The 24,289-nt window shown below is 70.4% G+C and carries 23 protein-coding genes, 1 rRNA gene, 1 pseudogene and 1 riboswitch; of the genes and pseudogenes, 19 read left to right on the plus strand and 6 right to left on the minus strand.

Annotation, left to right across the window (positions count from 1 at the left end; all coding sequences use genetic code 11):
• The 11 genes and pseudogenes from rrf to ACIHAA_RS28935 form a co-directional block, all read left to right on the plus strand.
• Window positions 1–95: ribosomal RNA gene (rrf, locus tag ACIHAA_RS28885) — 5S ribosomal RNA — on the plus strand; the annotation flags it as partial.
• A 143-nt stretch (window positions 96–238) separates the two neighbouring features.
• Window positions 239–847: a CDP-alcohol phosphatidyltransferase family protein gene (locus ACIHAA_RS28890; protein ID WP_399822247.1), complete on the plus strand. Its 609-nt coding sequence runs from the start codon at window positions 239–241 to the stop codon at window positions 845–847.
• 113 nt (window positions 848–960) lie between these two features.
• Entirely contained in the window at window positions 961–3,456 is a 2,496-nt protein-coding gene (locus ACIHAA_RS28895; protein ID WP_399822249.1) for a sugar phosphate nucleotidyltransferase, read from the plus strand.
• A gap of 97 nt (window positions 3,457–3,553) precedes the next feature.
• A complete protein-coding gene (locus ACIHAA_RS28900) occupies window positions 3,554–4,453 on the plus strand; it encodes a DUF881 domain-containing protein (protein WP_399822251.1) in 900 nt (299 codons plus the stop codon).
• The gene (locus tag ACIHAA_RS28905) at window positions 4,450–4,782 is read left to right on the plus strand and encodes a small basic family protein (protein ID WP_003988855.1); all 333 of its coding nucleotides are present in this window, start codon (window positions 4,450–4,452) and stop codon (window positions 4,780–4,782) included. Before ACIHAA_RS28900 ends, ACIHAA_RS28905 begins: the two co-directional genes overlap by 4 nt.
• Before the next feature lie 5 nt (window positions 4,783–4,787).
• A complete protein-coding gene (locus ACIHAA_RS28910; RefSeq protein ID WP_399822254.1) occupies window positions 4,788–5,843 on the plus strand; it encodes a DUF881 domain-containing protein in 1,056 nt (351 codons plus the stop codon).
• Between the two features lie 61 nt (window positions 5,844–5,904).
• Window positions 5,905–6,774 carry an FHA domain-containing protein gene (locus ACIHAA_RS28915; protein WP_399822256.1) on the plus strand — a complete coding sequence of 290 codons (870 nt, stop codon included), beginning with the start codon at window positions 5,905–5,907 and terminating at the stop codon, window positions 6,772–6,774.
• 43 nt (window positions 6,775–6,817) lie between these two features.
• A complete protein-coding gene (locus ACIHAA_RS28920; RefSeq protein ID WP_399822258.1) occupies window positions 6,818–7,573 on the plus strand; it encodes a MerR family transcriptional regulator in 756 nt (251 codons plus the stop codon).
• Between the two features lie 84 nt (window positions 7,574–7,657).
• Window positions 7,658–8,131 (plus strand): bifunctional nuclease family protein, encoded by a 474-nt coding sequence (locus ACIHAA_RS28925; protein ID WP_067026588.1) that lies wholly within the window; start codon window positions 7,658–7,660, stop codon window positions 8,129–8,131.
• A gap of 259 nt (window positions 8,132–8,390) precedes the next feature.
• The gene (locus ACIHAA_RS28930) at window positions 8,391–9,062 is read left to right on the plus strand and encodes a MerR family transcriptional regulator (RefSeq protein ID WP_399822260.1); all 672 of its coding nucleotides are present in this window, start codon (window positions 8,391–8,393) and stop codon (window positions 9,060–9,062) included.
• Between the two features lie 54 nt (window positions 9,063–9,116).
• Window positions 9,117–10,583: pseudogene (locus tag ACIHAA_RS28935) on the plus strand (DNA polymerase IV).
• On the opposite strand, the gene ACIHAA_RS28940 reads toward ACIHAA_RS28935, so the two are convergent.
• On the minus strand, window positions 10,505–10,876 hold the full coding sequence (locus ACIHAA_RS28940; protein ID WP_399822262.1) for a PRC-barrel domain-containing protein: 372 nt from the start codon (window positions 10,874–10,876) through the stop codon (window positions 10,505–10,507). The pseudogene ACIHAA_RS28935 and the gene ACIHAA_RS28940 overlap by 79 nt on opposite strands.
• Before the next feature lie 114 nt (window positions 10,877–10,990).
• A riboswitch (glycine riboswitch) is annotated at window positions 10,991–11,086 on the plus strand.
• 177 nt (window positions 11,087–11,263) lie between these two features.
• Here ACIHAA_RS28940 and gcvP point away from each other — a divergent pair.
• Window positions 11,264–14,149 carry an aminomethyl-transferring glycine dehydrogenase gene (gene gcvP, locus ACIHAA_RS28945; RefSeq protein WP_399822263.1) on the plus strand — a complete coding sequence of 962 codons (2,886 nt, stop codon included), beginning with the start codon at window positions 11,264–11,266 and terminating at the stop codon, window positions 14,147–14,149.
• Window positions 14,150–14,269: 120 nt separating this feature from the next.
• Here gcvP and ACIHAA_RS28950 read toward each other — a convergent pair whose 3' ends face one another.
• Together ACIHAA_RS28950 and ACIHAA_RS28955 are read right to left on the minus strand one after the other, a co-directional pair.
• Window positions 14,270–14,464: a DUF5999 family protein gene (locus ACIHAA_RS28950; protein ID WP_399822265.1), complete on the minus strand. Its 195-nt coding sequence runs from the start codon at window positions 14,462–14,464 to the stop codon at window positions 14,270–14,272.
• A 406-nt stretch (window positions 14,465–14,870) separates the two neighbouring features.
• Entirely contained in the window at window positions 14,871–15,455 is a 585-nt protein-coding gene (locus ACIHAA_RS28955; RefSeq protein ID WP_399822267.1) for a hypothetical protein, read from the minus strand.
• A 545-nt stretch (window positions 15,456–16,000) separates the two neighbouring features.
• On the opposite strand from ACIHAA_RS28955, the gene ACIHAA_RS28960 reads away from it, so the two are divergent.
• Together ACIHAA_RS28960 and ACIHAA_RS28965 are read left to right on the plus strand one after the other, a co-directional pair.
• Complete coding sequence (locus ACIHAA_RS28960; RefSeq protein WP_399822269.1) at window positions 16,001–17,518, plus strand: glutamate-cysteine ligase family protein; 1,518 nt, start codon at window positions 16,001–16,003, stop codon at window positions 17,516–17,518.
• A gap of 216 nt (window positions 17,519–17,734) precedes the next feature.
• On the plus strand, window positions 17,735–18,535 hold the full coding sequence (locus tag ACIHAA_RS28965; protein WP_399822443.1) for a CPBP family intramembrane glutamic endopeptidase: 801 nt from the start codon (window positions 17,735–17,737) through the stop codon (window positions 18,533–18,535).
• 65 nt (window positions 18,536–18,600) lie between these two features.
• Here the strand turns inward: ACIHAA_RS28965 and ACIHAA_RS28970 are convergent, their stop codons facing one another.
• Together ACIHAA_RS28970 and ACIHAA_RS28975 are read right to left on the minus strand one after the other, a co-directional pair.
• Window positions 18,601–19,410, minus strand: a complete 810-nt coding sequence (locus ACIHAA_RS28970) for a PhzF family phenazine biosynthesis protein (protein WP_399822271.1) — start codon at window positions 19,408–19,410, stop codon at window positions 18,601–18,603.
• A 331-nt stretch (window positions 19,411–19,741) separates the two neighbouring features.
• A complete protein-coding gene (locus tag ACIHAA_RS28975) occupies window positions 19,742–20,140 on the minus strand; it encodes a VOC family protein (RefSeq protein WP_399822273.1) in 399 nt (132 codons plus the stop codon).
• Window positions 20,141–20,233: 93 nt separating this feature from the next.
• Between ACIHAA_RS28975 and ACIHAA_RS28980 the strand changes: the two genes are divergently transcribed.
• The 4 genes from ACIHAA_RS28980 (at window position 20,234) to ACIHAA_RS28995 (ending at window position 22,675) form a co-directional block, all read left to right on the plus strand.
• Window positions 20,234–21,235, plus strand: a complete 1,002-nt coding sequence (locus tag ACIHAA_RS28980) for a helix-turn-helix transcriptional regulator (RefSeq protein ID WP_399822275.1) — start codon at window positions 20,234–20,236, stop codon at window positions 21,233–21,235.
• Window positions 21,228–21,656, plus strand: coding sequence for a DUF2975 domain-containing protein (locus ACIHAA_RS28985; RefSeq protein ID WP_399822445.1), 429 nt, complete (start codon window positions 21,228–21,230; stop codon window positions 21,654–21,656). The genes ACIHAA_RS28980 and ACIHAA_RS28985 overlap by 8 nt, the downstream gene beginning before the upstream one ends.
• Complete coding sequence (locus ACIHAA_RS28990; RefSeq protein WP_399822277.1) at window positions 21,656–21,880, plus strand: helix-turn-helix domain-containing protein; 225 nt, start codon at window positions 21,656–21,658, stop codon at window positions 21,878–21,880. The genes ACIHAA_RS28985 and ACIHAA_RS28990 overlap by 1 nt, the downstream gene beginning before the upstream one ends.
• Window positions 21,881–22,030: 150 nt before the next feature.
• Window positions 22,031–22,675, plus strand: a complete 645-nt coding sequence (locus ACIHAA_RS28995) for a PadR family transcriptional regulator (protein ID WP_399822279.1) — start codon at window positions 22,031–22,033, stop codon at window positions 22,673–22,675.
• 225 nt (window positions 22,676–22,900) lie between these two features.
• Here ACIHAA_RS28995 and ACIHAA_RS29000 read toward each other — a convergent pair whose 3' ends face one another.
• A complete protein-coding gene (locus ACIHAA_RS29000; protein WP_399822281.1) occupies window positions 22,901–23,329 on the minus strand; it encodes an SRPBCC family protein in 429 nt (142 codons plus the stop codon).
• 254 nt (window positions 23,330–23,583) lie between these two features.
• Between ACIHAA_RS29000 and ACIHAA_RS29005 the strand changes: the two genes are divergently transcribed.
• On the plus strand, window positions 23,584–24,153 hold the full coding sequence (locus ACIHAA_RS29005; RefSeq protein WP_399822447.1) for a Clp protease N-terminal domain-containing protein: 570 nt from the start codon (window positions 23,584–23,586) through the stop codon (window positions 24,151–24,153).
• Window positions 24,154–24,289: the final 136 nt, after the last annotated feature.

The following is a 24,289-nucleotide window of genomic DNA, read 5'->3' on the forward strand; positions in this document are numbered from 1 at the left end:
AAACGCCCGGTTACATTCCGAACCCGGAAGCTAAGCCTTACAGCGCCGATGGTACTGCAGGGGGGACCCTGTGGGAGAGTAGGACGCCGCCGAACTAATTGTGTGGGAAACCCCCGTGCCCTCAGGCACGGGGGTTTTCTGCGTTCAAGAGCCATGTCCGGACCCCCTGCACGTGGAAGGTGAGGGTGCGGGTAAGGTCAGGGGGCATCGTTGGCTCGTTTCCGCAGGAGGCCCCCGGGTGGAGGTCCAGGAGACCCGTGTTCAGACCGACCGGGTCCTCACCATCCCGAACATCCTCAGTATGGCCCGTCTCGTCGGCGTGCCCATCTTCCTGTGGTTGATCCTCAGGCCGGAGTTCGGCGGGCCCAAGAGCGACGGCTGGGCGCTGCTGGTGCTCGTGCTCAGCGGAGTCAGCGACTACCTCGACGGCAAGCTCGCCCGGCGCTGGAACCAGATCAGCAGCCTAGGCCGACTCCTCGACCCCGCGGCCGACCGGCTCTACATCGCCTCGACACTGGTCGGCCTCACCTGGCGAGAGATCCTGCCCCTGTGGCTGACCGGCCTCCTCGTGGCCCGCGAGCTGATCCTGCTGGTGATGGTGGGCATCCTCAGGCGGCACGGCTATCCGCCACCCCAGGTGAACTTCCTGGGCAAGGCCGCCACCTTCAACCTGATGTACGCCTTCCCGCTGCTGCTTCTCAGTGACGGCAGTGGTTGGATCGCGTCACTCGCTGCTATTTTCGGATGGGCGTTCGCCGGATGGGGTACAACCCTGTACTGGTGGGCAGGAGTTCTCTACGTGGTCCAAGTCCGCCGCCTTGTCCGAGCGGATGCCGTGGCCGATTGAGCTCGCCGATAGGCGGCCCCAGTGGATCGATGGCCTGCGTCGGGAAACTGCGGGACAATCTAGACGGGTGAAGTCGGCTGGACCGTCGTCTCTTAGAGGAGGACGCTTCCGACATGAAGGCCGTCGTTATGGCCGGGGGCGAAGGCACGCGTCTTCGCCCGATGACCTCGAGCATGCCCAAGCCGCTCCTGCCGGTCGTCAACCGGCCGATCATGGAGCATGTGCTGCGGCTGCTCAAAAGGCATGGGCTCAACGAAACCGTAGTCACCGTTCAATTCCTGGCCTCGCTGGTCAAGAACTACTTCGGTGACGGCGAGGAGCTCGGAATGGAGCTCACCTATGCCAACGAGGAGAAGCCACTCGGTACCGCCGGAAGCGTCAAGAACGCAGAGGAAGCACTCAAGGACGACGCGTTCCTCGTCATCTCCGGTGATGCCCTGACCGACTTCGACCTCACCGACCTGATCAACTTCCACAAGGAAAAGGGCGCTCTGGTCACCGTCTGCCTGACCCGGGTGCCCAACCCGCTGGAATTCGGCATCACGATCGTCGACGAAGAGGGCAAGGTCGAGCGCTTCCTCGAAAAGCCGACCTGGGGCCAGGTCTTCTCCGACACCGTGAACACGGGCATCTACGTCATGGAGCCCGAGGTCTTCGACTACGTGGACCCCGATGTCCCCGTCGACTGGTCCGGCGATGTCTTTCCGCAGCTGATGAAGGAAGGCAAGCCGGTCTACGGCTATGTCGCCGAAGGCTACTGGGAGGACGTCGGTACCCACGAGAGCTATGTGAAGGCACAGGCCGACGTCCTGGAAGGCAAGGTCGACGTCGAGATCGACGGCTTCGAGATCTCTCCCGGCGTCTGGGTCGCCGAGGGCGCCGAGGTGCATCCTGATGCCGTGCTGCGCGGGCCGCTCTACATCGGTGACTACGCCAAGGTCGAGGCCGGGGCAGAAATCAGGGAGCACACCGTCGTCGGCTCGAATGTCGTCGTCAAGAGCGGTGCCTTTCTGCACAAGGCCGTGGTCCACGACAACGTGTACATCGGCCAGCACAGCAATCTCCGGGGCTGTGTGGTCGGCAAGAACACCGACATCATGCGCGCCGCGCGGATCGAGGACGGCGCCGTGATCGGCGACGAATGCCTCATCGGTGAAGAGTCGATCGTGCAGGGCAATGTCCGCGTCTACCCCTTCAAGACGATCGAGGCCGGTGCGTTCGTCAACACCTCGGTCATCTGGGAGTCGCGGAGCCAGGCGCACCTGTTCGGTGCCCGCGGCGTGTCCGGCATCCTGAATGTGGAGATCACCCCGGAGCTGGCCGTGCGGCTGGCCGGCGCCTATGCGACCACGCTGAAGAAGGGGTCCACGGTCACCACGGCCCGCGACCACTCCCGCGGTGCGCGTGCGCTGAAGCGTGCGGTCATCTCGGCCCTCCAGGCGAGCGCCATCGACGTACGCGACCTGGAGAACGTACCGTTGCCCGTCGCCCGGCAGCAGACCGCCCGGGGCAGCGCCGGCGGCATCATGATCAGAACTTCTCCCGGTGTGCCGGACTCCGTCGACATCATGTTCTTCGACGAACAGGGCGCAGACCTCTCGCAGGGCGGTCAGCGGAAGCTGGACCGGGTGTTCGCCCGTCAGGAGTACCGACGGGCGTTCCCCGGGGAGATCGGCGACCTGTACTTCCCGTCCAGTGTCTTCGACTCGTACACCGGTTCGCTGCTGCGCAGTGTCGACACCTCGGGGATCGCCGAGTCGGGTCTCAAGGTCGTCGTGGATGCATCGAACGGCAGTGCGGGTCTCGTGCTGCCCAGCCTGCTCGGCAAGCTGGGTGTGGACTCGCTGACGATCAACCCCGGGCTCGACGAGGCGCGGCCCACCGAGTCGGTCGAGACACGGCGGGCGGGGCTGGTGCGGCTCGGTGAGATCGTGGCGTCGTCGCGTGCGGCCTTCGGCGTGCGGTTCGACCCCGTGGGCGAGCGGCTGTCGCTCGTCGACGAGAAGGGGCGGATCGTCGAGGACGACCGGGCCCTGCTGGTCCTGCTCGACCTGGTGGCGGCCGAGCGGCGCAGCGGGCGGGTCGCGCTGCCGGTGACGACCACCAGGATCGCCGAGCAGGTGGCGGCCTACCACGGGACGCAGGTGGAGTGGACCACCACCTCGCCCGACGACCTGACACGCGTGGGCCGGGACGAGTCGACCATCTTCGGCGGGGACGGGCGCGGCGGCTTCATCGTGCCGGAGTTCAGCAGCGTCTTCGACGGGGCGGCCGCCTTCGTACGGCTGATCGGGCTGGTGGCGCGCACACAGCTCACCCTGAGCCAGATCGATGCGCGGATTCCGCGGGCGCACGTCCTCAAGCGTGATCTCGCGACCCCGTGGGCGGTCAAGGGGCTCGTGATGCGCCGCGTCGTGGAGGCGGCCGGAGACCGCTTCGTGGACACCACCGACGGTGTGCGGGTCGTGGAGGCGGACGGCCGGTGGGTCCTGGTGCTGCCCGACCCGGCCGAGGCGGTCACCCATCTCTGGGCCGAGGGTCCCGACGACGCCTCCGCGCAGGCCCTGCTGGACGAATGGTCGGCGGTCGTGGACAGCGCCGGCCGGTAGAGCACTCCCAGGCGTGCGTGCCGGACGTGTGTCCCCAAGGGGGCCTGTCCGGCACGCCGGTGGGGCCATTCGGAGGTATAGCGCACGACGTGCGACGATGTGCGGCATGCCGCAGCCGCCCCCCGTTCGGAGCACACCGACGCGCCCCCGGCGTCCGGACGCGTCCATGTCGTTGCTCACCAACGTCATGGACCACAGCCTCGACGACGGATACGCCGAGGCAGCCGCCCGGAAGAAGGCCGAGGGCGCCGGTGGCATGCCCAGGACCGTGCGGGCCAAGCTGGGGCTGGCCGCAGGGCTGGTGCTCGCCGCGCTGGTGGTGACCGTGGGCGCGGCGCAGGCCCGGATAGCGGCCCCGACGGTGGCCAAGGAGCGCCAGGAGCTGATCGACCGCATCCAGGGGGAGACCGCGGCCGCGGACAAGCTCGAGGCCAAGGTCGACGATCTGCGCGACGACGTCGGCGCGCGGCAGCGCGAGGCCCTCAAGGGTGACGGACACGGGAACGACCTCGTGGACATCCTGTCGGGTGCGGTCGCCGTGCACGGCCCGGGAGTGAAGCTCGTCGTCAACGACGCGAAGGAAGCCACCACCGGTGGTGACGGCAACCCTCGAGAGACCTCCGGTTTCTCCGACACGGGGCGTGTCCGTGACCGCGACATGCAGCGTGTCGTCAACGGGCTGTGGGAGTCGGGCGCCGAAGCGGTCTCGATCAACGGGCAGCGGCTGACCGCCCTGTCGGCGATCCGGGCCGCGGGTGACGCGATACTGGTCGACAACAGACCGCTGGTGCCGCCGTACACGGTGCTCGCCGTGGGGGACGGCCAGCGGCTGAGCACCAGCTTCCAGAACAGCGCCGACGGCCTGTATCTGCACGCGCTTCAGGAGAACTACGGGATCCGGACGGCCATTTCCACCGAGGCCGATGTCCGGCTGCCCGCCGCACCGAGTGTGATCGTACGTACAGCACAACAGAGCACAGGGAAGGGCACATCGTGATCGCCGTACTGGGCCTCGTCGTCGGAGTCGTGGCGGGCCTGCTGGTCCGGCCCGAGGTTCCGGCCGTCGTCGAGCCTTATCTCCCGATCGCCGTCGTGGCGGCGCTGGACGCCGTGTTCGGCGGCCTCCGGGCCATGCTCGACGGCATCTTCGACGACAAGGTCTTCGTCGTGTCGTTCCTGTCGAACGTGGTGGTGGCGGCCCTGATCGTCTTCCTCGGGGACAAGCTGGGCGTGGGCGCGCAGCTGTCGACCGGTGTGGTGGTCGTCCTCGGCATCCGTATCTTCTCCAACGCCGCGGCGATCCGCCGGCACGTGTTCCGGGCGTGAGGCCGATGAGCAACGAGGACGGCACCCCTGGGCCCGGGCAGGACCCGCGGCCCGAGCAGGACCCCAGGCCCGAGCAGGGCCCGGGCCCCGAACAGAGCCCCGGTCCCGAGCGGGGCCCCGCCCCCGAGGTGGGTCCCGGCCACCGGCACCACCCCGGACACGCCAAGGGACCCCGGCACCAGCCGAGCCCCGGAGACGAGGGACCCCGGCACGAGCGGGCCCCCGAGGGCGAGGCGGATCCCGAGCACCGGCTGCGCCGGGAACTCCCGCGGGAGGTGCCCGCCGCGGCCCCCGCGACCGCACAGGCACCCGGCGGAGCCGAAGATTCCGGGGCCGCGCCGACCGGCCGTCAGCGCCTGGTGCAGGGGCTGTGGCCGCCGCGGGTCAGCCGGGCCCAACTCATCGTCGCCCTGCTGCTGTTCGGCCTGGGATTCGGCCTGGCCGTACAGGTCGCCTCGAACAGCGACGGGGGGAGCGCCCTGCGCGGCGCGCGCCAGGAAGATCTTGTCCGCATCCTCGATGAACTGGACAACCGCACCCAGCGTCTTCAGGACGAGAAGCAGGGTCTCGTGGATCAGCGGGCCGAGCTGGAGAACAGCTCGAACCGTGCCGCGGAGGCCCGCAAGCAGACCGCCGAGAAGGAGAAGCAACTCGGCATTCTCGCGGGCACCGTGGCGGCACAGGGGCCCGGGATCACGATGACCATCGGCGACACGAAGGGAACGGTCCAGGCGGACATGCTGCTCGACTCGATCCAGGAGCTGCGCGCGGCCGGTGCGGAGGCCATAGAGGTGAACGGCGTACGCGTCGTCGCCGGCACCTATCTGTCGGACTCCGGGAAGAGCGTGAGCGTCGACGGGAACAAGATCACCCAGCCCTATCGTTTCAAGGTCATCGGCAAGCCGCAGGACCTCGAACCGGCGCTCAACATCCCCGGAGGCGTGGTGCAGACCCTGGAGAAGGAGCAGGCCACGGTCACCGTGGAGCGATCGACGAAGATCGTCGTCGACGCCTTGCGAGCGGCGAAGCAGCCTGACTACGCTCGGTCGTCCTCCCAGTGAACCGGGGGTGCATGGAGCCCATCCGCCGAGGGCATCAGGTTGCGGGGGGTCGACGCACCGATTGGGTGGTGCGTGGTGGAAACTGTCTGGTGGATACGGACGTTGTGAGGATGTCCGGGTCGGCCGGTGTATGCAATCAGGGTTCGTCCTGCCCCACGGGCGGGTCTGTTTCGGTCAAGGGGAATCGCCCGTGAAGTTGTTTGCGAAGTTGTTCGGCAAGAGCGCGCGAGAGGGCAGCGACAATGCGCCCCGCCATCGCGCACAGCCGCAAGACGCGGAGAGCCAGCGCCCGCTCTTCCGGGACCAGGTCGCTGGTCCGGGTGGTGGCATTTCCGGAGGTCAGGGCGCGCCGTCTGTTGACCCTGGCGCGTCCGGGCCCATAGGTTTCGGGGACATGTCGGCCCTGGTGTGTACGAGGTGCGGCCACCGCAACGCGGAGAACAGCCGCTTCTGCTCCAACTGCGGCGCGCCGCTGCGGCCCGGGGCGGTCCCGGAGCGCGCGTCCGAGACCACGTCCACGATCTCCATCTCCGGACTGGAGGCGTACGACGCGGAGGTGACCGGCCAGACGGCGGTGCCCACGCTCTCCCCGGAGGCGCAGGCGGCGGTCGACGCGCTGCCGTTCGGCTCGGCGCTGCTGGTGGTGCGCCGCGGTCCCAACTCGGGCAGCCGCTTCCTGCTGGACAGCGATCTGACCACGGCGGGGCGTCATCCGCAGAGTGACATCTTCCTGGACGATGTGACGGTGTCGCGCCGCCATGTGGAGTTCCGCCGCGGCCCGGACGGCTCGTTCTCGGTGGCCGACGTCGGCAGCCTCAACGGCACCTACGTCAACCGTGAGCGCATCGACCAGGTCCTGCTCCACAACGGCGACGAGGTGCAGATCGGCAAGTACCGGCTGGTCTTCTACGCCAACCAGCGGGGCATCTGACCCTCCCCCGGACCCGGTCCGGGGGGAACCCAGGGAAGGTCCCATGCTTCACACACCGAGCGGCGGTGCCGACAGCGGCACCGCCGCCGCGGGCAGCGGGCTGATGAGCATCGGCACCGTGCTGAACGTGCTGCGCGAGGAATTTCCCGAAGTCACCGTCTCCAAGATCCGTTTCCTGGAGTCCGAGGGGCTCATCGAGCCGCAGCGCACCCCCTCCGGGTACCGCAAGTTCAGCCCGCACGATGTGGAGCGCCTCGGCCAGGTGCTGAGGATGCAGCGGGACCACTATCTTCCGCTGAAGGTCATCCGCGAGTACCTGGACGCCCTGGAGCGGGGTGAGGAGGTGCGGGTGCCCTCCCTGGGCCGTCCCCGTGAGGGCGGCGACGGGGAGGCGCTGGGGAGCCTGCTCGGCGATGCGGAGGTGGCCCCCGCGGCGCGGATCGGCCGTGAGGACCTGATGACGGCTGCCGGGATCCGTGCCGAGCAGCTGGCGGACTGGGAGGCGTACGGCCTGGTCACGCCGCTGATGGAGGGGATGTACGACGCCGAGGCCGTCACGGTGGCCACTCTGCTGGCCGAACTGGGACGCCATGGCATCGAACCGCGCCATCTGCGGGTGATGAAGGCCGCCGCGGACCGCGAGGCGGGCCTGGTGGACCAGGTGGTGGCCCCGCTGCGCCGCCACCGCAACCCGCAGACGAGGGCGCACGCCGAAGCCCGTACCAAGGAGCTGGCCGGGCTCGCGGTGAAGCTGCACGCGGCACTGGTGCAGTCCGCGCTGGGTGTGCGACTGCCCTGACGCGGGGCGTTCGCCGTCGGCGGATCGGCCCGCCCTTCTGTGCCCGACTACCCAAACGTCCCGACCACGGCCTAGGGTTACTGTGTGAACGAGCTCGATGTCGTAGGTGTCCGGGTCGAGATGCCCTCCAACCAGCCGATCGTGCTCCTGCGCGAAGTGGGAGGCGACCGCTACCTCCCCATCTGGATCGGCCCCGGGGAGGCGACGGCGATCGCGTTCGCCCAGCAGGGCATGGCCCCCGCAAGACCGCTGACGCACGACCTGTTCAAGGATGTGCTGGAGGCCGTCGGCCAGGAGCTCACCGAAGTGCGCATCACGGATCTGCGGGAAGGCGTCTTCTACGCCGAGCTGGTCTTCGCCAGCGGCGTCGAGGTCAGTGCCCGCCCCTCCGATGCCATAGCGCTGGCGCTGCGCACCGGGACGCCGATCTACGGCAGTGACGGGGTGCTGGACGACGCGGGGATCGCGATCCCGGACGAGCAGGAGGACGAGGTCGAGAAGTTCCGCGAGTTCCTCGACCAGATCTCTCCGGAGGACTTCGGTACGAGCAACCAGTGAGGTGTCCCGGACGGGACGCATGGGCACTCGGGCTGTGCGGTGCGATCAGGGGGCGAGACTCCATGCCGACGCTCCGGTCGATGGCGTGTACGACGTCTCACCGTCCGTCGCCGAAGCATTCGGCTAGCCTTTCCCCGCGGTGGGGCACGGGAAACCACTCCTAGGGTGATTATCACTCGGCGTGCCGAGTGTGGCGATCGTTGACGCACCCCTGGTGACTGCCTACCGTCGAGAAGGCAGGTCAAGGACGGAGGTCGGCGTGAGAAGCAGCGGCGGCGGTACCGCAGGGGGGGCTCCCGGACACAGTCTGGGAGAAAGCGGTCCGTACCCTCCCCCAGGCTCTCGACTCCGCGCGAGCGGGGGGTATCCCCAGCACGGCCCCACGGCCGCCTCCACCACTGGGCCGACGCCCGTGACCGCCGACGCGGAACCGGAGTCCGAGCAGCTCGGCTACCGGGGCCCCACGGCGTGCGCCGCCGCGGGCATCACCTACCGCCAGCTGGACTACTGGGCGCGGACGGGCCTGGTCGAGCCCAGTGTGCGGCCCGCCTACGGGTCGGGGACGCAGCGGCTGTACAGCTTCCGGGACGTCGTCGTCCTCAAGATCGTGAAGCGTTTCCTCGACACCGGGGTGTCCCTCCAGAACATCCGCAGCGCGGTCCAGCACCTCAGGGAGCGCGGCTTCAGCGACCTGGAGCGGATGACGCTGATGAGCGACGGCGCGACGGTCTACGAGTGCACCTCGCCCGGGGAGGTGCACGAACTGCTCCAGGGCGGCCAGGGCATCTTCGGCATCGCCGTGGGCGTCGTATGGCGGGACGTGGAGAGCGCGCTGTCGCAGCTGCACGGGGAGCGGGTGGACACCGGCGAGACCATCGTCGGCCACAACCCGACGGACGAGCTGGCCCGGCGGCGCAACCGGGCCGTCTGAGACACGGGGCGGCGTCCGGTCGCATTGTCATTGGCGTAGGGCAGCATCAGAGATGTGAGAACCGCGCCCACCATCCTGCATCTCGACATGGATGCCTTCTACGCCTCGGCGGAGCAGGCGGCCAAGCCGAGCCTGCGCGGGAAGGCCGTCATCGTGGGCGGGCTCGGGCCGCGCGGGGTGGTGGCGACGGCGTCCTACGAGGCACGTGTCTTTGGCGTCCACTCCGCGATGCCGATGGCCCAGGCACGCCGGCTCGCGCCCAACGCCGCCTGTCTGACACCGCGCTTCGGCTTCTACCGGGGCATCAGCGAGCAGGTCATGGCGCTGCTGAGGGCCCTGTCACCGCTGGTGGAGCCGCTCAGCCTCGATGAGGCCTTCGTGGACCTGGAGGCCGGGGGAGCCGCCCGGGACGAGGAGTCCGCGCGGCTCGTGGGCGTCGCCCTGCGCGCGGACATCCGCTCGGTCACGGGATTGACCGGCTCGGTGGGCCTGGCCGCTTCCAAGATGCTCGCCAAGATCGCCTCCGAGCAGGCCAAGCCGGACGGCCTGGTGCTGATCCGGCCGGGCACCGAGCGGGCACTGCTCGCCCCGCTCACGGTGCGCACCCTGCCGGGCGTCGGGCCCGCCACCGGGGACCATCTGCGGCGGGCCGGGATCACCACGGTCGGCGAGATCGCCGAAGCCGGTGAGGACGAGCTGGTCAGGCTGCTCGGCAAGGCCCATGGGCAGGCGCTGTACACCATGGCCCTCGCCCGGGACGAGCGGCCGGTGGTGGCGGAGCGCGGGGCCAAGTCGGTGTCGGTGGAGGACACCTACGACATCGACATCCACGACCGGGTCCGGGTCGGCACCGAGGTGCAGCGGCTCGCGGACCGGTGTGTGCGGCGGCTGCGGGACGCGGGCCTGTCGGGCCGGACCATCGTGCTGAAGGTGCGCCGGTACGACTTCTCCACCCTGACCCGGTCCGAGACCCTGCGCGGACCCACGGACGACCCGTCGGTGGTGCGCGAGGCCGCCGCCCGGCTGCTGGACTCGGTTGACACCACCGGTGGGGTCCGGCTGCTCGGCGTCGGTGTCACCGGGCTCGCCGACTACACCCAGGAGGACCTGTTCGCCCAGGCGCATCTGGCGGCCGGGGCGGCTCCGGCCGAGGAGCACCAGGAGCCGGACGCGGCGGTCGAGCCCGTGCGGGAGGAGCCCCCCGCGGCGGCCGGGCCGGTCTGGCGGGCGGGGCAGGACGTGCGGCACACCGACTACGGGCCGGGGTGGGTGCAGGGCAGCGGTCTGGGCAGGGTGACGATACGGTTCGAGACCCCCGACTCGGAGCCGGGGCGGGTGCGCACCTTCCGTGTCGACGACCCCGGGCTGGCGGCGGCGGATCCGCTGCCCCTGGTGGCGGCCGCCGAGGAGCGGTCGGCGGCGGGCAGCGGGGGATGAGGGGCTCAGCTCCCGTCGGGCTCCGCGAGCCGCCCGAAGTCGCGGTCCGGTGCCGCGGGCGGCGGGGCCACGTCCAGGCCGTAGTGGTGATAGAGCTGGAGTTCCTGCTCGGGGGAGAGGTGGCGGCCGACGCCGAAGTCGGGTGCCTCCTTGATCAGCGAACGTTCGAAGGGCACATAGAGCGCGCCCTCGACCAGCCGGCTGGGTTCCAGCGGTACGAAGGCGTCCCGGCTGAACAGACCCGTGCGGATGGCCGCCCACTCCGGCACCCCGGTCGCGTCGTCGAGATAGACCTCGTCGATCGTGCCGATCTTGACGCCATTGCGGTCGAACGCCTTGCGGCCTATCAGATTCCGCGGATCGATATCGGTCTGCACGGTCCCTCCAACTGGTCGCAACACATCCGTCAGCACCACAAAAGAGCACATTCAGCACTGCGGCCACTCGAAGGCAGCCTCCTTGCGCCCGCTGGTAATCTGGCAATCGGCTGTCGACCCTGTGCGGGAGAGTCCTCCGGAGCGATCCGGGGGCGCCGAAGGAGCAAACCCTCCCCGGAATCTCTCAGGCCCACGTACCGCACGGACGAGGTCACTCTGGAAAGCAGAGCGGGTGTCGATGGCTCCCGCTCTCACCGACGGTGAAAACCGGACCGCCTTCGGGCGGACCGGTGAAGCTCTCAGGTCGAGATGACAGAGGGGGAGGCCGTCGGGGTACCCGTGCCGGGGTGCCCCTCGAAGGTCGCGTCAGACCAGGAGGCCTCCGCAATGACCGCCCACCGCATTCCGCTCTCCGAGCTCGAACAGGGAACACCCTTCGAGCTGCGCCACATCGGGCCCGACCAGGAGGCGCGGGCCAAGATGCTCGCGCAGGTCGGCTACGGCTCGCTCGACGAACTGACGGCCGCAGCGGTGCCGGACGTGATCAAGAACGCCGACGCCCTGGATCTGCCGGGCGCGCGCACCGAGCCCGAGGTGCTGGCCGAGCTGCGCTCGCTGGCCGACCGCAACCAGGTCCTCGACTCCATGATCGGCCTCGGGTACTACGGCACCTTCACGCCCACGGTGATCCTGCGCAACGTCATGGAGAACCCCGCCTGGTACACCGCGTACACCCCGTACCAGCCGGAGATCTCGCAGGGCCGCCTAGAGGCGCTGCTCAACTTCCAGACCATGGTCGCCGACCTCACCGGCCTGCCGACCTCGGGTGCCTCCCTGCTCGACGAGGGCACGGCCGCCGCCGAGGCGATGGCCCTGTCGCTGCGCATGGGCAAGAACAAGAAGGGTCTCTTCCTGGTCGACGCGGACGCGCTGCCGCAGACCATCGCGGTGATCCGGACCCGCGCCGAACCCACGGGCGTCGAGGTCGTCGTCGCCGACCTCAGCGACGGCATCCCGGCCGAGCTCGCCGAGCGGGACATCAACGGCGTCCTGGTCCAGTACCCGGGCGCCTCCGGTGCCGTACGCGACATCCGGCCCGTCATCGAGCAGGCCCACGCGCGGGGCGCCCTGGTCACCGTCGCGGCCGACCTGCTCGCCCTCACGCTGCTGACCTCCCCCGGTGAGCTGGGCGCGGACATCGCGGTCGGCACCACCCAGCGCTTCGGTGTGCCGATGGGCTTCGGCGGACCGCACGCCGGATACATGGCGGTGCACGAGAAGTTCGCCCGCAGCCTGCCCGGACGGCTCGTCGGTGTCTCCGTGGACGCGGACGGCAACAAGGCGTACCGGCTGGCGCTCCAGACGCGGGAGCAGCACATCCGCCGGGAGAAGGCGACCAGCAACATCTGCACCGCTCAGGTGCTGCTCGCCGTGATGGCCGGGATGTACGCCGTCTACCACGGCCCCGAGGGCCTGCGGACCGTCGCCCGGCGCACCCACCGGTACGCCGCGATCCTGGCCGCGGGGCTCACCGCGGGCGGGGTCGAGGTCGTCCACGGCTCCTACTTCGACACGCTGACCGTGCGGGTGCCGGGGCGGGCCGCGGAGATCGTCACCGCCGCCCGGGAGCGCGGTGTGAACCTGCACCTGGTCGACGCCGACCAGGTGTCGATCGCCTGTGACGAGACGACCGGGCGGGCTCAGCTGGGCGCCGTCTGGGCCGCGTTCGGCGTCGAGGGCGATGTCGCGGCGCTGGACGCCACGACCGGGGACGCGCTGCCGGGGACGCTGCTGCGCTCCGACGAGTACCTCACCCACCCGGTCTTCCACCAGCACCGTTCCGAGACCGCGATGCTGCGCTATCTGCGCCGCCTGGCCGACCGGGACTACGCGCTCGACCGGGGCATGATCCCGCTGGGCTCCTGCACCATGAAGCTCAACGCGACCACCGAGATGGAGCCGGTCACCTGGCCCGAGTTCGGGCAGCTGCACCCCTTCGCGCCCGCCGAGCAGGTCCAGGGCTACCTCACGCTCATCGGCGAGCTGGAGCAGCGGCTCGCCGAGGTCACCGGCTACGACAAGGTCTCGCTCCAGCCCAACGCGGGATCGCAGGGCGAACTGGCCGGTCTGCTCGCGGTGCGCGGCTACCACCGCGCCAACGGCGACGACCAGCGCACCGTGTGCCTGATCCCCTCCTCGGCGCACGGCACCAACGCCGCCAGCGCCGTCATGGCCGGGATGAAGGTCGTGGTCGTGAAGACCGCGGACGACGGTGAGATCGACGTCCAGGACCTGCGTGCCAAGATCGAGCAGTACCGTGACGAGCTGGCCGTCCTGATGATCACGTACCCGTCCACGCACGGTGTGTTCGAGGAGCACGTCGCCGACATCTGCGCCGCGGTGCACGAGGCGGGCGGCCAGGTGTACGTGGACGGCGCCAACCTCAACGCCCTGGTCGGCCTGGCCAAGCCGGGCCACTTCGGCGGCGACGTCTCGCACCTCAACCTGCACAAGACGTTCTGCATCCCGCACGGCGGCGGCGGCCCCGGTGTCGGCCCGGTCGGGGTGCGGGCGCATCTCGCCCCGTATCTGCCGAACCACCCGCTCCAGCCCGCTGCCGGTCCCGAGACGGGCGTCGGACCCATCTCGGCCGCCCCCTGGGGCTCCGCGGGCATCCTGCCGATCTCCTGGGCGTATGTGCGGCTCATGGGCGGCGAGGGCCTCAAGCGGGCCACGCAGATCGCGGTCCTCTCCGCGAACTACGTCGCCAAGCGCCTGGAGCCGCACTACCCGGTGCTCTACACCGGCCCGGGCGGTCTGGTCGCGCACGAGTGCATCATCGACCTGCGCCCGCTGACCAAGGCGACCGGCGTGAGCGTCGACGACGTGGCCAAGCGCCTGATCGACTACGGCTTCCACGCGCCGACCATGTCGTTCCCGGTGGCCGGCACGCTGATGATCGAGCCCACCGAGTCCGAGGACCTCATCGAGCTCGACCGGTTCTGCGAGGCGATGATCGCCATCCGCGCCGAGATCGAGAAGGTCGGTTCGGGCGAGTGGCCCGCCGAGGACAACCCGCTGCGGGGTGCCCCGCACACCGCCGAGGCGCTCGGCGGGGCCTGGGAGCACGCGTACTCCCGTCAGGAGGCCGTCTTCCCGGCCGGTGTGTCGGCCGCCGACAAGTACTGGCCGCCGGTGCGCCGGATCGACCAGGCCTTCGGCGACCGCAACCTGGTCTGCTCCTGCCCGCCGCTGGACGCCTACGAGGAGTAGTCGGCAGGGGGTATGCGTCGGGGCCGGTGCGGAGCGTGTTGTCTCCGGCCGGCCCCTGCTGTTCCGGGGGCGGCGTGCGCCCCTCGCCGCGCGGAGCGGTGTCCGCCCCGGGCGTGCCGCTCAGGCGGCGGTCATCGCCAGCGGGCGGTGCGGGGCGATGATCTGCCCGTCGGGCAGAAGCTCACCGGTGTCCTCGAAGAGCAGCACGCCGTTGCACAGCAGGCTCCACCCCTGTTCCGGGTGGTGCGCCACGAGGCGGGCGGATTCCCGGTCGGCGGATTCGGCGGTCGGGCACGGTGGCTGGTGCTGGCACATGGTGGATGCCGTCTTTCGCTCTGACGTGATGGCTGGAATGGCTGTCGTGTCTGTCCTGCGGCTTGTCGAATCGTTCATGCCGCCCCCCGTTGGCGATGTCTTCCGGACCCAGTGTTGCCCCACGGAAGTCAATCCGCAGGCATTTCGCGGTACCGGTCCTCACAGGTTCATGACGCGTCACCCGGGCGGGCGGTTCGGCTCAACTCCCCGGTCACTTCGGATGGTTTGCCATGGCCGGATGGGGCTAGTCCATGCAGGTCGGACCGGGGCTGATCCCTCGTACGAGCAGGGTGGCGCCCGGACGAGCGGGCGGGGGAGTGAAGGTGCCTGACGCGCACACGGAGACGGGCCCCGCGGCGCCGGTCCTGGGCCGCGGGGCCCGTCTTCTGCGGGTGGGGGTGCCGTCCTATGCGGGGGTGCCGAGCAGGGGCGCCGGGGCCATCCGCAGGGTGAGCACCGGCAGGAGGTCGGCGACGCGGTGCGGGCGGTGGGCCGCGATACCGGGCGGGGCCGGGGCGAGCGGGACCAGGAGGTCGGTCGCGGCCAGGGAGCCCGAAGCGCCGTCGGCCGAGCAGTCGCCGTGGAGCCACAGGGTGAGCATGTACAGCTGCGGCACGGACAGCAGCCGGGCCTGGTACGGCTGGGCCGCCGCCTCCGCCTGGCGCAGCGCGCGTTCGGTGGCGGCGATGTAGGGCCCTTCGAAGAAGTGCGAGAACGCCCACCCGTCGGGGGTCAGCATGGTCTCGGCCGCGGCCACATGGCGGTCCTGGCAGCGGATGAGGAAGCGCCACCCCGCGAGCCGGGTGGCCCAGGCGTCCGCGGGGGTGATCCGGTCCAGTACGTGCACGGGCAGCGGGAGATCGGGGGTGGTGGGCCCCTCGGCGGCCCGCAGGGAGGGGGTACGAGCCTCCTGGACCGCGGTGGGGGAACCGAGTGCCATGAGGACGGAACGGAGAGCGGGCGCGGGTGCCGGGGGGACATGCAGCAGCATGGTGGGTCGCCTCTCATTCGACAGGCACAGTGACGCGGGGGGCGGGGCGGCAAGGGGCGGGCGGACGTCGCTGTCAGCTCTGGGGTCAGAGGTGCGGGGAAACTGTGCCCGTACGAATGGAGGCGCTGTGACGACAGGGCTCAGCACCGTGCGCCAACTCTCTGCCCACGTGCGGAAAGTTTATACGACACATGTTCATGCAATGTTTCGTCTAGTCGTCCCGCGCATGACGGACAAGGGGATATCCGGACGCCTTACCGGCGGGATTCGTCCCGATATCGAGTGCGTCCACCGGCCGCCACCTCGCATTACCTCCCCGTAACGGTCGGCTGATTCTCGCCGACGTTTTTTACCAGGAGGTTGCGCCTTGAAATTGCGCCGGGCCGCGTGCCCCCGGAATGTGCCTGGAGCCCTGTCCACACCAGCCTAGCGGGTGGCGACCCGGGACGGGGACGTTATCGATCGCGTTGCCGGGGCATCATCCACCGTGACCCAGGACAGCAGCGCCGGACGTCGGCCTGCCCATCTCAGGAAGGACGTACTCGATGGGAGAGAAGGTCGCGGCAGGGGCATTCGACCTGTCCGATCGGCAGCGCTACCGCGACAAGCTCAGGCAGTGTCTGACGGGACTTGCGCGGCTGCTGGAGGAGGAGAGGTTCGATCGCCCGAAGAACCTCATGGGTCTGGAGATCGAATTGAATCTCGCCGGACCGGACGGCATGCCGAAGATGATGAATGGACAAGTACTGGAAAGGATCGCCAGCAGGGACTTCCAAACAGAACTCGCCATGTTCAACCTGGAGGTCAACATAGCTCCGCACCGGCTGGGCGGCCGGGTATTCGACCGGCTTGCGGAGGAGTTGCGCACCTCGCTCGCCTATGCCCACCGGAAAGCGAACGAGGTGGACGCCGGGATTGTGATGATCGGCATTCTGCCGACGCTCGGCCGCGACGACCTGGTCTCGTCCAACCTTTCCGAGGTCGACCGCTACACCCTGCTCAACGACCAGATCGTGGCCGCCAGGGGCGAGGACTTCACCCTCGACATCGACGGGGTCGAGCGGCTCGTGTGCACCTCGCGCTCGATCGCGCCCGAGGCCGCCTGCACCTCCGTGCAGCTGCACCTCCAGGTGACCCCCGGGCGCTTCGCCGACGTCTGGAACGCGGCACAGGCGGTCGCCGGGGTGCAGATCGCCCTCGGTGCCAACTCGCCCTTCCTCTTCGGCCGCGAACTGTGGCGGGAGTCCCGGCCGCCGCTGTTCCAGCAGTCCACAGACACCCGGCCGCCCGAACTCCAGGCACAGGGAGTACGGCCGCGCACCTGGTTCGGGGAGCGCTGGATCAGCTCCGCCTACGAACTGTTCGAGGAGAATCTGCGCTACTTCCCGGCGCTGCTGCCGATCTGCGACGAGGAGGACCCGCTCGGCGTCCTCGACCGGGGCGGCACCCCCAAGCTCGCCGAACTCGTCCTGCACAACGGCACGGTGTACCGCTGGAACCGGCCGGTGTACGGAGTCGCCGACGGCGTCCCGCATCTGCGGGTGGAGAACCGGGTACTGCCCGCCGGACCCACCGTCGTCGACGTGGTGGCCAACGCGGCCTTCTACTACGGCGTCGTCCGCGCCCTCGCCGAGGACGCGCGGCCGGTGTGGACCCGACTGCCGTTCGAGGACGCCGCCGCCAACTTCGACAACGCCTGCCGCTACGGCATCGACGCACGGCTGCGCTGGCCGCGCCGCGGCCGCTACGGCGGGGTCGTCGAGCTGGACGCCGTGGACCTGGTGCGCGACGAGCTGCTGCCGCTGGCCGAGGCGGGGCTCGACGCCTGGGGTGTCGAACGGGCCGACCGGGACCTCTACCTCGGGGTGATCGAGGAGCGGTGCCGGCTGAGGGCCAACGGCGCGACCTGGCAGGCGGCCACCTTCCACCGGGCCCTGGAGCAGGGCCTCGACCGGGACGCCGCCCTGGCCGCGACCACGCAGCGGTACGGCCGGCTGATGCATGTGGGCGAGCCGGTGCACACCTGGCCGGTCGGGTTACCGGAGCCGGTGCCGCTGGGCTGAGCGGCACCTGCCGTAGTTTCCTCCGACTTCTTTTGAGCCCGTGCCGCGAGGCAGCCGTAGGACAGAGGGGGCGGTGCGTCCCGTACGGTGTCCGTGCTCCGTACGGCGTGCCGCCCCCGCGGCCTGTCGCGCACGATCTTCGCAACTTCTTTCGAGACCCTGACGGGGCGAAGATGGTACGCGGCGGAATCGCCCATGGCGCAACAGGAGGCGGGAGTGCAGGTGGAGGCAGGGTCGGTGGCCGATTCCTATCCGGCGGAGCGGCCGACGCGGCGGATTCTCCGTGATGAAACGCTGCTGGTGCTGGCGCTGTCACTCGGCGCCAGTGCCGTGTCCGCGCTGATCAGCTTTGTCGGCTCGGTCACCAGGGCGGGCGGGCTCAAGGACCAGGCGGCCACCCTCAACGCCTCGGCCGCGCCCGGCCGTCCCTGGCTCGATCTGGCCTGGCAGCTCTTCGGCATCACCACGGCGCTCGTGCCGGTCGCGCTCGTCGCGCACTTCCTGATGCGCGAGGGCGCGTCGCTGCGCACCCTCGGCTTCGACCGTACCCGGCCGTGGCCGGACCTCGGGCGCGGCGCGGTGATCGCCGCGGTGATCGGCTCCACCGGCATCGCGTTCTACCTCGCGGCCCGCGGCTTCGGCGCCAATCTCACGGTGGTGCCGGAGGCGCTGCCCGATGTCTGGTGGAGGTTTCCGGTCCTCGTTCTGTCGGCGGTGCAGAACGCGGTCCTGGAAGAGGTCATCGTGGTCGGCTATCTGCTGCGCCGACTGGACCGGCTGGGCTGGACCGCCGGTACGGCCCTGGTGGCCAGCGCGGTGCTGCGCGGTTCGTACCACCTCTACCAGGGCATCGGCGGCTTCCTGGGCAATATGGCGATGGGCGTGGTCTTCGTCTTTCTGTACCGGCGCTGGGGCCGGGTCGGACCGCTGGTGGTCGCCCATTCCCTGCTCGACATCGGGGCGTTCGTCGGATATGCGCTGCTCGCGGGCAAGGTGGGCTGGCTGCCCACCGCATAGGCGCGCGGGACGGGAGAGGGGGCGTACGGAACTGCCGTACGCCCCCTGGCGTGTCCGCCTTGGTGTCAGCCGAGCAGTTCGCCCTCGATGACGGTGACCGCGCGGCCGGTGAGCCGGGTGCGGTCGCCGCGGAGTGCGGTGCGGATCCGGCCGGAGCGGGCCGAGGCCTGGAGCCCGACGAGGTCCGGACGGCCGAGACGCTCGGACCAGTAGGGGGCCAGGGCGGTGTGGGCGCTGCCGGTGACCGGGTCCTCGTCGATGCCCACGTTCGGGAAGAAGCAGCGCGAGACGAAGTCGTAGCCCCGGGCGGGATCCTCGGCACGGGCGGTCGCGATGATGCCGCGTGCGGAGTGGCGGCCCAGCGCTCGGTGATCGGGAGCGAGCCCCAGGACGGTCTTCTCGTCGGCGAGTTCGACCAGCAGATCCCCGACGTCCGGGCCGGTGTCGAACGCCGTCAGCGGCTCGGCCCCGAGCGACTCGCTCAGGCCCCCGGGGATCTCGGCCCGGGTGAGCGGGGCGGTGGGGAAGTCCAGGGTGATGGACCCGTCCTCGTGCGGTACGGCGCTCAGCACGCCGCCGAGGGTGGAGAAGCGGACGGGACCCCGGTGGGCGCCCGTGGTGTGCAGCACATGGGCCGTGGCCAGGGTCGCATGGCCGCACAGCGCGACCTCGGTGGCCGGGGTGAACCAGCGCAGCGCCCAGTCCGCCTCGCCGCCGTTGGGCAGACGGTGGGCGAAGGCGGTCTCGGCGTGGTTGACCTCGCGCGCCACGTTCTGGAGCCAGTCGTCCTCGGGGAACGTGTCGAGGAGGAGGACACCGGCCGGGTTGCCGGCGAAGGGACGGTCGGTGAAGGCGTCGACGATTCGAATCCGCATGGGCCGACGCTAGACCCCGTGAAAGGGACTCGGCCAAGGCCAATACGGGGTTCGTGGTCTGCTGCGCGGGCGGCCCCCGTCCGGCGGCCGCCGCGAACACCCGGATGCCGGTCCGGCTGCCGCAGGAATCACAGGATCCGAGCAATCACACGATCCGAGGGATCACGCGATCTGGATGGCGACGACCTTCGGGGGACGGTTCGGGAAGGTGATGTCGTGCCAGGAAGTTTTCGCCGCCCACGCACTGGTCGTGGTCGATGGCGAAGGCGTTGCCGCAACACTCCGGGTGCGCACCGAGGGATCGCAGCATCACCCGATCGTGGCGCTGTGCTCAGCGGGCGAACTTCTCGATGGCGGCCGGGGTGACCGGGGTGAAGAAGTTGACGAGGTTGCCATCGGGGTCGCGGAACAGGAGCGCGCGGTTCCCCCAGGGCATCGTGGTCGGCTCGTTGACGAAGTCCTCCACGAAGCCGCTGAGGTTCTTGTACACGCTGTCCACGTCGTCCACGAGGAATTCGAGGATGGCACTGCGGTTGTCGGCCGGGTGGGCGGAGCCGGGCGCAAACAGCGGGACGGTGCGGGTGCTGCCGATCGCGAGGGTGGCCGAGGCGGCCCGCAACTCGGCGAAGTCCTCGTTCGCCCAGACCGCGGACATACCGGTGACGCGCTCGTAGAAGTCGACAAGGCGGGCCATGTCGCCCGTGATGATGCGGACCGAGACGAACTGCATGGGGATTCTCCTCCGGTTGGTCGGTGCCAGTGACTGCACGCTACGACCAATACCGGGCGGAACCGGTCCGGTATCCGCGGGAGAATGACGGACATGGCCCGCCCCCTTGCCCGCGTCCTCACCCTTCTGGAGCTTCTTCAGTCGGGTGGCATCCGGACCGTGTCCGAACTCGCCGACCGGCTCGACGTCGACGAACGCACCGTGCGGCGCTATGCGCAGCAGCTCATCGACCTCGATGTGCCGGTCGAGTCGGTACGCGGCCGCTACGGGGGCTATCGGCTCGCCCCCGGATACCGCCTGCCCCCGCTGATGCTGACCGACGACGAGGCGCTCGCCGTGCTGCTGGGCCTGGTCGCCGGTCGGCGCTCGGGCCTGACGGCGGGCACGGACACGGCGAGTGAGACGGCGGCGGCCAAGATCCGGCGAGTGCTGCCCGAACGGCTGCGCCGCAGGCTCGACGCCCTGCTCGGCTCACTCGCCTTCACGGATCCGCCGGAGAGACCGGCGGCCGTCCCGGAACCCGCGGTCCTGCTGCCGATGGCCGACGCGGTGCACCACCACCGGCCGGTCTCGATCCGCTACACCGCCGGTGACGGCCGCCGCAGCGAACGCACCCTGCACCCGTACGGGGTCGTCGCCCACGCGGGCAGGTGGTACGTGACAGCCGCGGATCTCTCGGCAGGTGAGGACCGCACCTTCAGACTGGACCGCATCTCCGGCGTGCGGACCCTGTCCGGCTCCTTCGAACCGCCCCCGGGAATCGACCCGGCGCAGCGCGTCCTGACGGGGCTCGCCACGGTTCCGTACCGGCATGAGGTGACCCTGCGCATCCAGGGGACGGCCGAGCAGATCCACACCCGGCTCCCCGCCAGCGTCGCGATCGTGTCGGAACTGCCCTCCCCGGGCGGCGCGGACCCGGAGGCGGAGCGCTGGTCCCGTGTCGAACTGCGCGCGGAACGACTCGACTGGCTGCCCGCCGTACTCGCCTCGCTGGACCGCCCCTTCGTCATCGAACGCCCGGCTGAACTCCGCGGCCTCGTCGAAGCTTTCGCCGAACGCCTCGCGGACTCCGCCCGCCGGAGCCCGCCTGGGTGAGGGCTCGGTGGCGGCCGCCCTGGTCAGCGGGAGCGACCCGGAGGGCGGGTCGCTCCCGCAGTCCGCGCTGCGCGTGATCACGATCCTGGGCATGGTGTCGGCCCGGAGGGCCCTGGTCTGCGTATGGCGGCTGGTGGCCATGGTGCGCCGCGGAACCGTGTTCTCCCACGCCGCCTTCCGGTATGTGGACGTCGTCATCGGCGCCATCGTGGCGGCCGCCTTGTTGTGGTTCGCGGTGACGGTCGTCAATGCGCCGGGTCAGCGGGCCGACCCGGGCGTCACCGTCATCGTGGGCGGCGTGGGCGTGGCCATCCTCGGGGTCGCGCTCATGGTGCTCGTGTTGCGGATGCTGCTCGCCCAAGCCGTCGCGCGCGACGGCGAAGCGACGCGGATGCAGGCCGAGTTGGACGAGGTCGTCTGATGCCGATCGCCGTCGACATCGACGTGATGCCGGCCAGGCGCAAAACGTCCGTGGGCGAACTCGCGGCCCGGATGGGGATCACCCCCGCCAATCTGGCGGTACTCAAGAACGGCCGCGCCAAGGCGGTGCGCTTCTCGACGCTCGCCGCGCTCTGCGAGGTGCTCGAGTGTCAGCCTGGCGACCTGCTGCGCCGGGAGGCCGCTGAGGACGCCACGGGCGGATGACTCGCCCCGGGGTCGGCGCGATGACCTTTGGCCCCGTCAGTCCGTGGCGCCGTATCGGGACCGCAGGGAAGTCCGGGGGTTGCCATGCCGATAGTACCGATATATCGTTGACGCATCGCGACAGATCGACGATGGAATGGAGTGATGGCGATGCGTACCCGTGGAGAGGACTACGGATTCGAACGGCACGGACACCACGGCGGTGGCCGGAGGTCCCGCGGGGAGCGGCGTGAGGCCTTTGGGCCCTTCGGGCCGGGTGGTCATGGGGGTCCCGGCGGCCCCGGTTTCGGCGGGCCCGGGTTCTTCGGGCCGGGCGGCCCCTGGGGCGGGCGGGGGCGGGGCGGACCGCGGGGCAGGGCACGGCGAGGCGATGTACGGGCCTCGATCCTGGCCCTCCTCAAGGATCGGCCCATGCACGGCTACGAGATGATCCAGGAGATCGCCGAGCGCAGCGGCGGGGCGTGGAAGCCCAGCCCGGGGTCGGTCTACCCGACCCTTCAGCTGCTGGAGGACGAGGGGCTGATCGCCAGCGAGAGTGAGGGCGGCAAGAAGCTCTTCTCGCTTACCGAGGCGGGTCGTACCGCGGCCGAGGACGGCCCGGAGGCTCCCTGGGAGGAGGCCTCGCGCGGTGTCGACTGGGAGGCGCTGCACGAGATCCGGCAGGCCGGATTCGGTCTGATGGAGGCCTTCGGCCAGGTCTGGAAGACCGGCAGCAAGGAGCAGCGCGAGAAGGCCCTCGCGATCATCAACGAGGCCCGCAAGAAGCTGTATCTGATCCTCGCCGACGAAAGCTGACGGGGGGCGGGCCGCGGGCCGCGGCCCGGGGAGGCGCCCGGCGGTCTTCGGGCGCCGGGCGCCGCTGGCTGGGCGCGGGCGCCGGTGCATTTGCGTGTGCGCGCGGGCGGCCGGGTGGGTGTGCGTGCGCTCGGCCGCCCGGGGCCCGGCGGCCAGGGTGCCTGTGCGTGTGCTCGCCTGCCGGGTGGCTCTGCGCGTGCCGCATCGAGGTGGGGTCGGCGTGACTCAGTAGGCCAGCGTGCCGAGGCGGCGCAGTGACTCGTGCAGTGCCGTCGTGGCCGAGTCCTTCAGCCTGGCCGCCATGAGTGAGACCGCAGCTCCGGTGAACTCGCCGTCGATACGTACCGAGGTGCCCTCGCCGTCCGGTGTCAGTGTGTAGCGGGTGGCCACGGTCACGGCCATCGGACCCTTTCCGCGAATGGCCAGGAGGCGGCCGGGTTCCAACTCCTCGATGGTCCAGGCGACCTCGGCGGGGAAGCCCATCAGCTTCATGTTCTCCTCGAAGGTCCCGCCCACCTCCAGGGCCGACGGGCCGCCGTTCGGGAAGCCGGTGTGGGTCGCGTTCCACTCGCCGTACGCGGGCCAGTCGACGAGCCGGGCCCACACCTTCCCGGTGGGCGCCCCGACATAACCTTCCACGCTGACTGCGGCCATGCGACTACCCCTTGGCGTCGGCTGCTGCGGTGGGCGCAGCTGCGGTGCCGCGGAGAGTAGCCCCGGGAGGTCGAATTCTCCAGGCGCGGTCGGGAGTTGGGGCGCGGTCGGAGGTAAGGGCGCGGTGCGCCCCCTGCGTTCGGGCGGGGGACGCGTGGCGCGCCGGGGGAAACGGCCCGATCTCATCCGTAAGGAGGAGAAGTCGGTCAACCGTCCCCACCCTGTGTCGGATGCGAAGATGGCCCCCGCCGGGGATGCCCCGGTCCACCGGGGCTGATGAGGTAGGAGTTGTGCCACCCTGTCCTTCCCGGCGGCCGGTCGCGGAGTCCGGCGCCCCACCCCCGGTTCCCGATGTCCGGCTCACCGCCGAACTGGCAGCGGTGGTCGCGGCTGCCCGCAGAAGAGCGGTACGGGACGGCGACCGGCAGACCGACACGGCGCATGTGCTGCACACGCTCCTGGAGTCGGACCCCGAGGTGCGGGCCGTGTTCGACGGACCGCAGACCGCGCGCCTGCTCGGCTATCTGGTCCAGCGGTCCATCGGCTACGGCCTGCGCTGGCAGGGCACGGTGGAGGACTCCGGCGCCCTGCCGGTGTTCGGCGAACCGGAGCGCTGGTCCCCGGCCGCGGCCGGTGCCCTGAACGCGGCCCGCGGCCGTGCGGCCCGGCGGGGCGCCGCACATGTCCGGGGCCTGGACCTGCTCGCGGCGATCCTGATGGACTCCGGGTCCCGGGCCGTCGAGGTCCTCGGCCGCGCGGGCGTCGACGTCCTGAGTCTGGGGGAGCGGATCGCGGGCACGACGGGGGAGCGGATCGGGGCGTGACGGGGGAGTACGACGCGGGGTTCGCGGAGGCGGGGGACGCGCTCCCGGGTGTGGGGGACGCTGCGCTGCCGGGTGCCGGGGACGGTGCGTTGCCGAGTGCGGGGGACAGTGCCTTGGCGGGTGCGGGGGGCGAAGT

It is taken from the genome of Streptomyces sp. NPDC052040 (assembly GCF_044548405.1).
Lineage (GTDB): Bacteria > Actinomycetota > Actinomycetes > Streptomycetales > Streptomycetaceae > Streptomyces.

Excerpts from the sequence above, each read along its gene's own strand:
- ACIHAA_RS28900 (WP_399822251.1), top strand. The coding sequence starts at position 3,554 with ATGTGCGGCATGCCGCAGCCGCCCCCCGTTCGGAGCACACCGACGCGC.
- ACIHAA_RS29005 (WP_399822447.1), top strand. The coding sequence starts at position 23,584 with ATGCCCCGGTCCACCGGGGCTGATGAGGTAGGAGTTGTGCCACCCTGT.
- gcvP (WP_399822263.1), top strand. The coding sequence starts at position 11,264 with ATGACCGCCCACCGCATTCCGCTCTCCGAGCTCGAACAGGGAACACCC.
- ACIHAA_RS28980 (WP_399822275.1), top strand. The coding sequence starts at position 20,234 with ATGGCCCGCCCCCTTGCCCGCGTCCTCACCCTTCTGGAGCTTCTTCAG.
- ACIHAA_RS28895 (WP_399822249.1), top strand. The coding sequence starts at position 961 with ATGAAGGCCGTCGTTATGGCCGGGGGCGAAGGCACGCGTCTTCGCCCG.
- ACIHAA_RS28955 (WP_399822267.1), bottom strand. The coding sequence starts at position 15,455 with ATGCTGCTGCATGTCCCCCCGGCACCCGCGCCCGCTCTCCGTTCCGTC.
- ACIHAA_RS28970 (WP_399822271.1), bottom strand. The coding sequence starts at position 19,410 with ATGCGGATTCGAATCGTCGACGCCTTCACCGACCGTCCCTTCGCCGGC.
- ACIHAA_RS29000 (WP_399822281.1), bottom strand. The coding sequence starts at position 23,329 with ATGGCCGCAGTCAGCGTGGAAGGTTATGTCGGGGCGCCCACCGGGAAG.
- ACIHAA_RS28990 (WP_399822277.1), top strand. The coding sequence starts at position 21,656 with ATGCCGATCGCCGTCGACATCGACGTGATGCCGGCCAGGCGCAAAACG.
- ACIHAA_RS28950 (WP_399822265.1), bottom strand. The coding sequence starts at position 14,464 with ATGTGCCAGCACCAGCCACCGTGCCCGACCGCCGAATCCGCCGACCGG.
- ACIHAA_RS28920 (WP_399822258.1), top strand. The coding sequence starts at position 6,818 with ATGCTTCACACACCGAGCGGCGGTGCCGACAGCGGCACCGCCGCCGCG.
- ACIHAA_RS28960 (WP_399822269.1), top strand. The coding sequence starts at position 16,001 with ATGGGAGAGAAGGTCGCGGCAGGGGCATTCGACCTGTCCGATCGGCAG.
- ACIHAA_RS28910 (WP_399822254.1), top strand. The coding sequence starts at position 4,788 with ATGAGCAACGAGGACGGCACCCCTGGGCCCGGGCAGGACCCGCGGCCC.
- ACIHAA_RS28975 (WP_399822273.1), bottom strand. The coding sequence starts at position 20,140 with ATGCAGTTCGTCTCGGTCCGCATCATCACGGGCGACATGGCCCGCCTT.
- ACIHAA_RS28995 (WP_399822279.1), top strand. The coding sequence starts at position 22,031 with ATGCGTACCCGTGGAGAGGACTACGGATTCGAACGGCACGGACACCAC.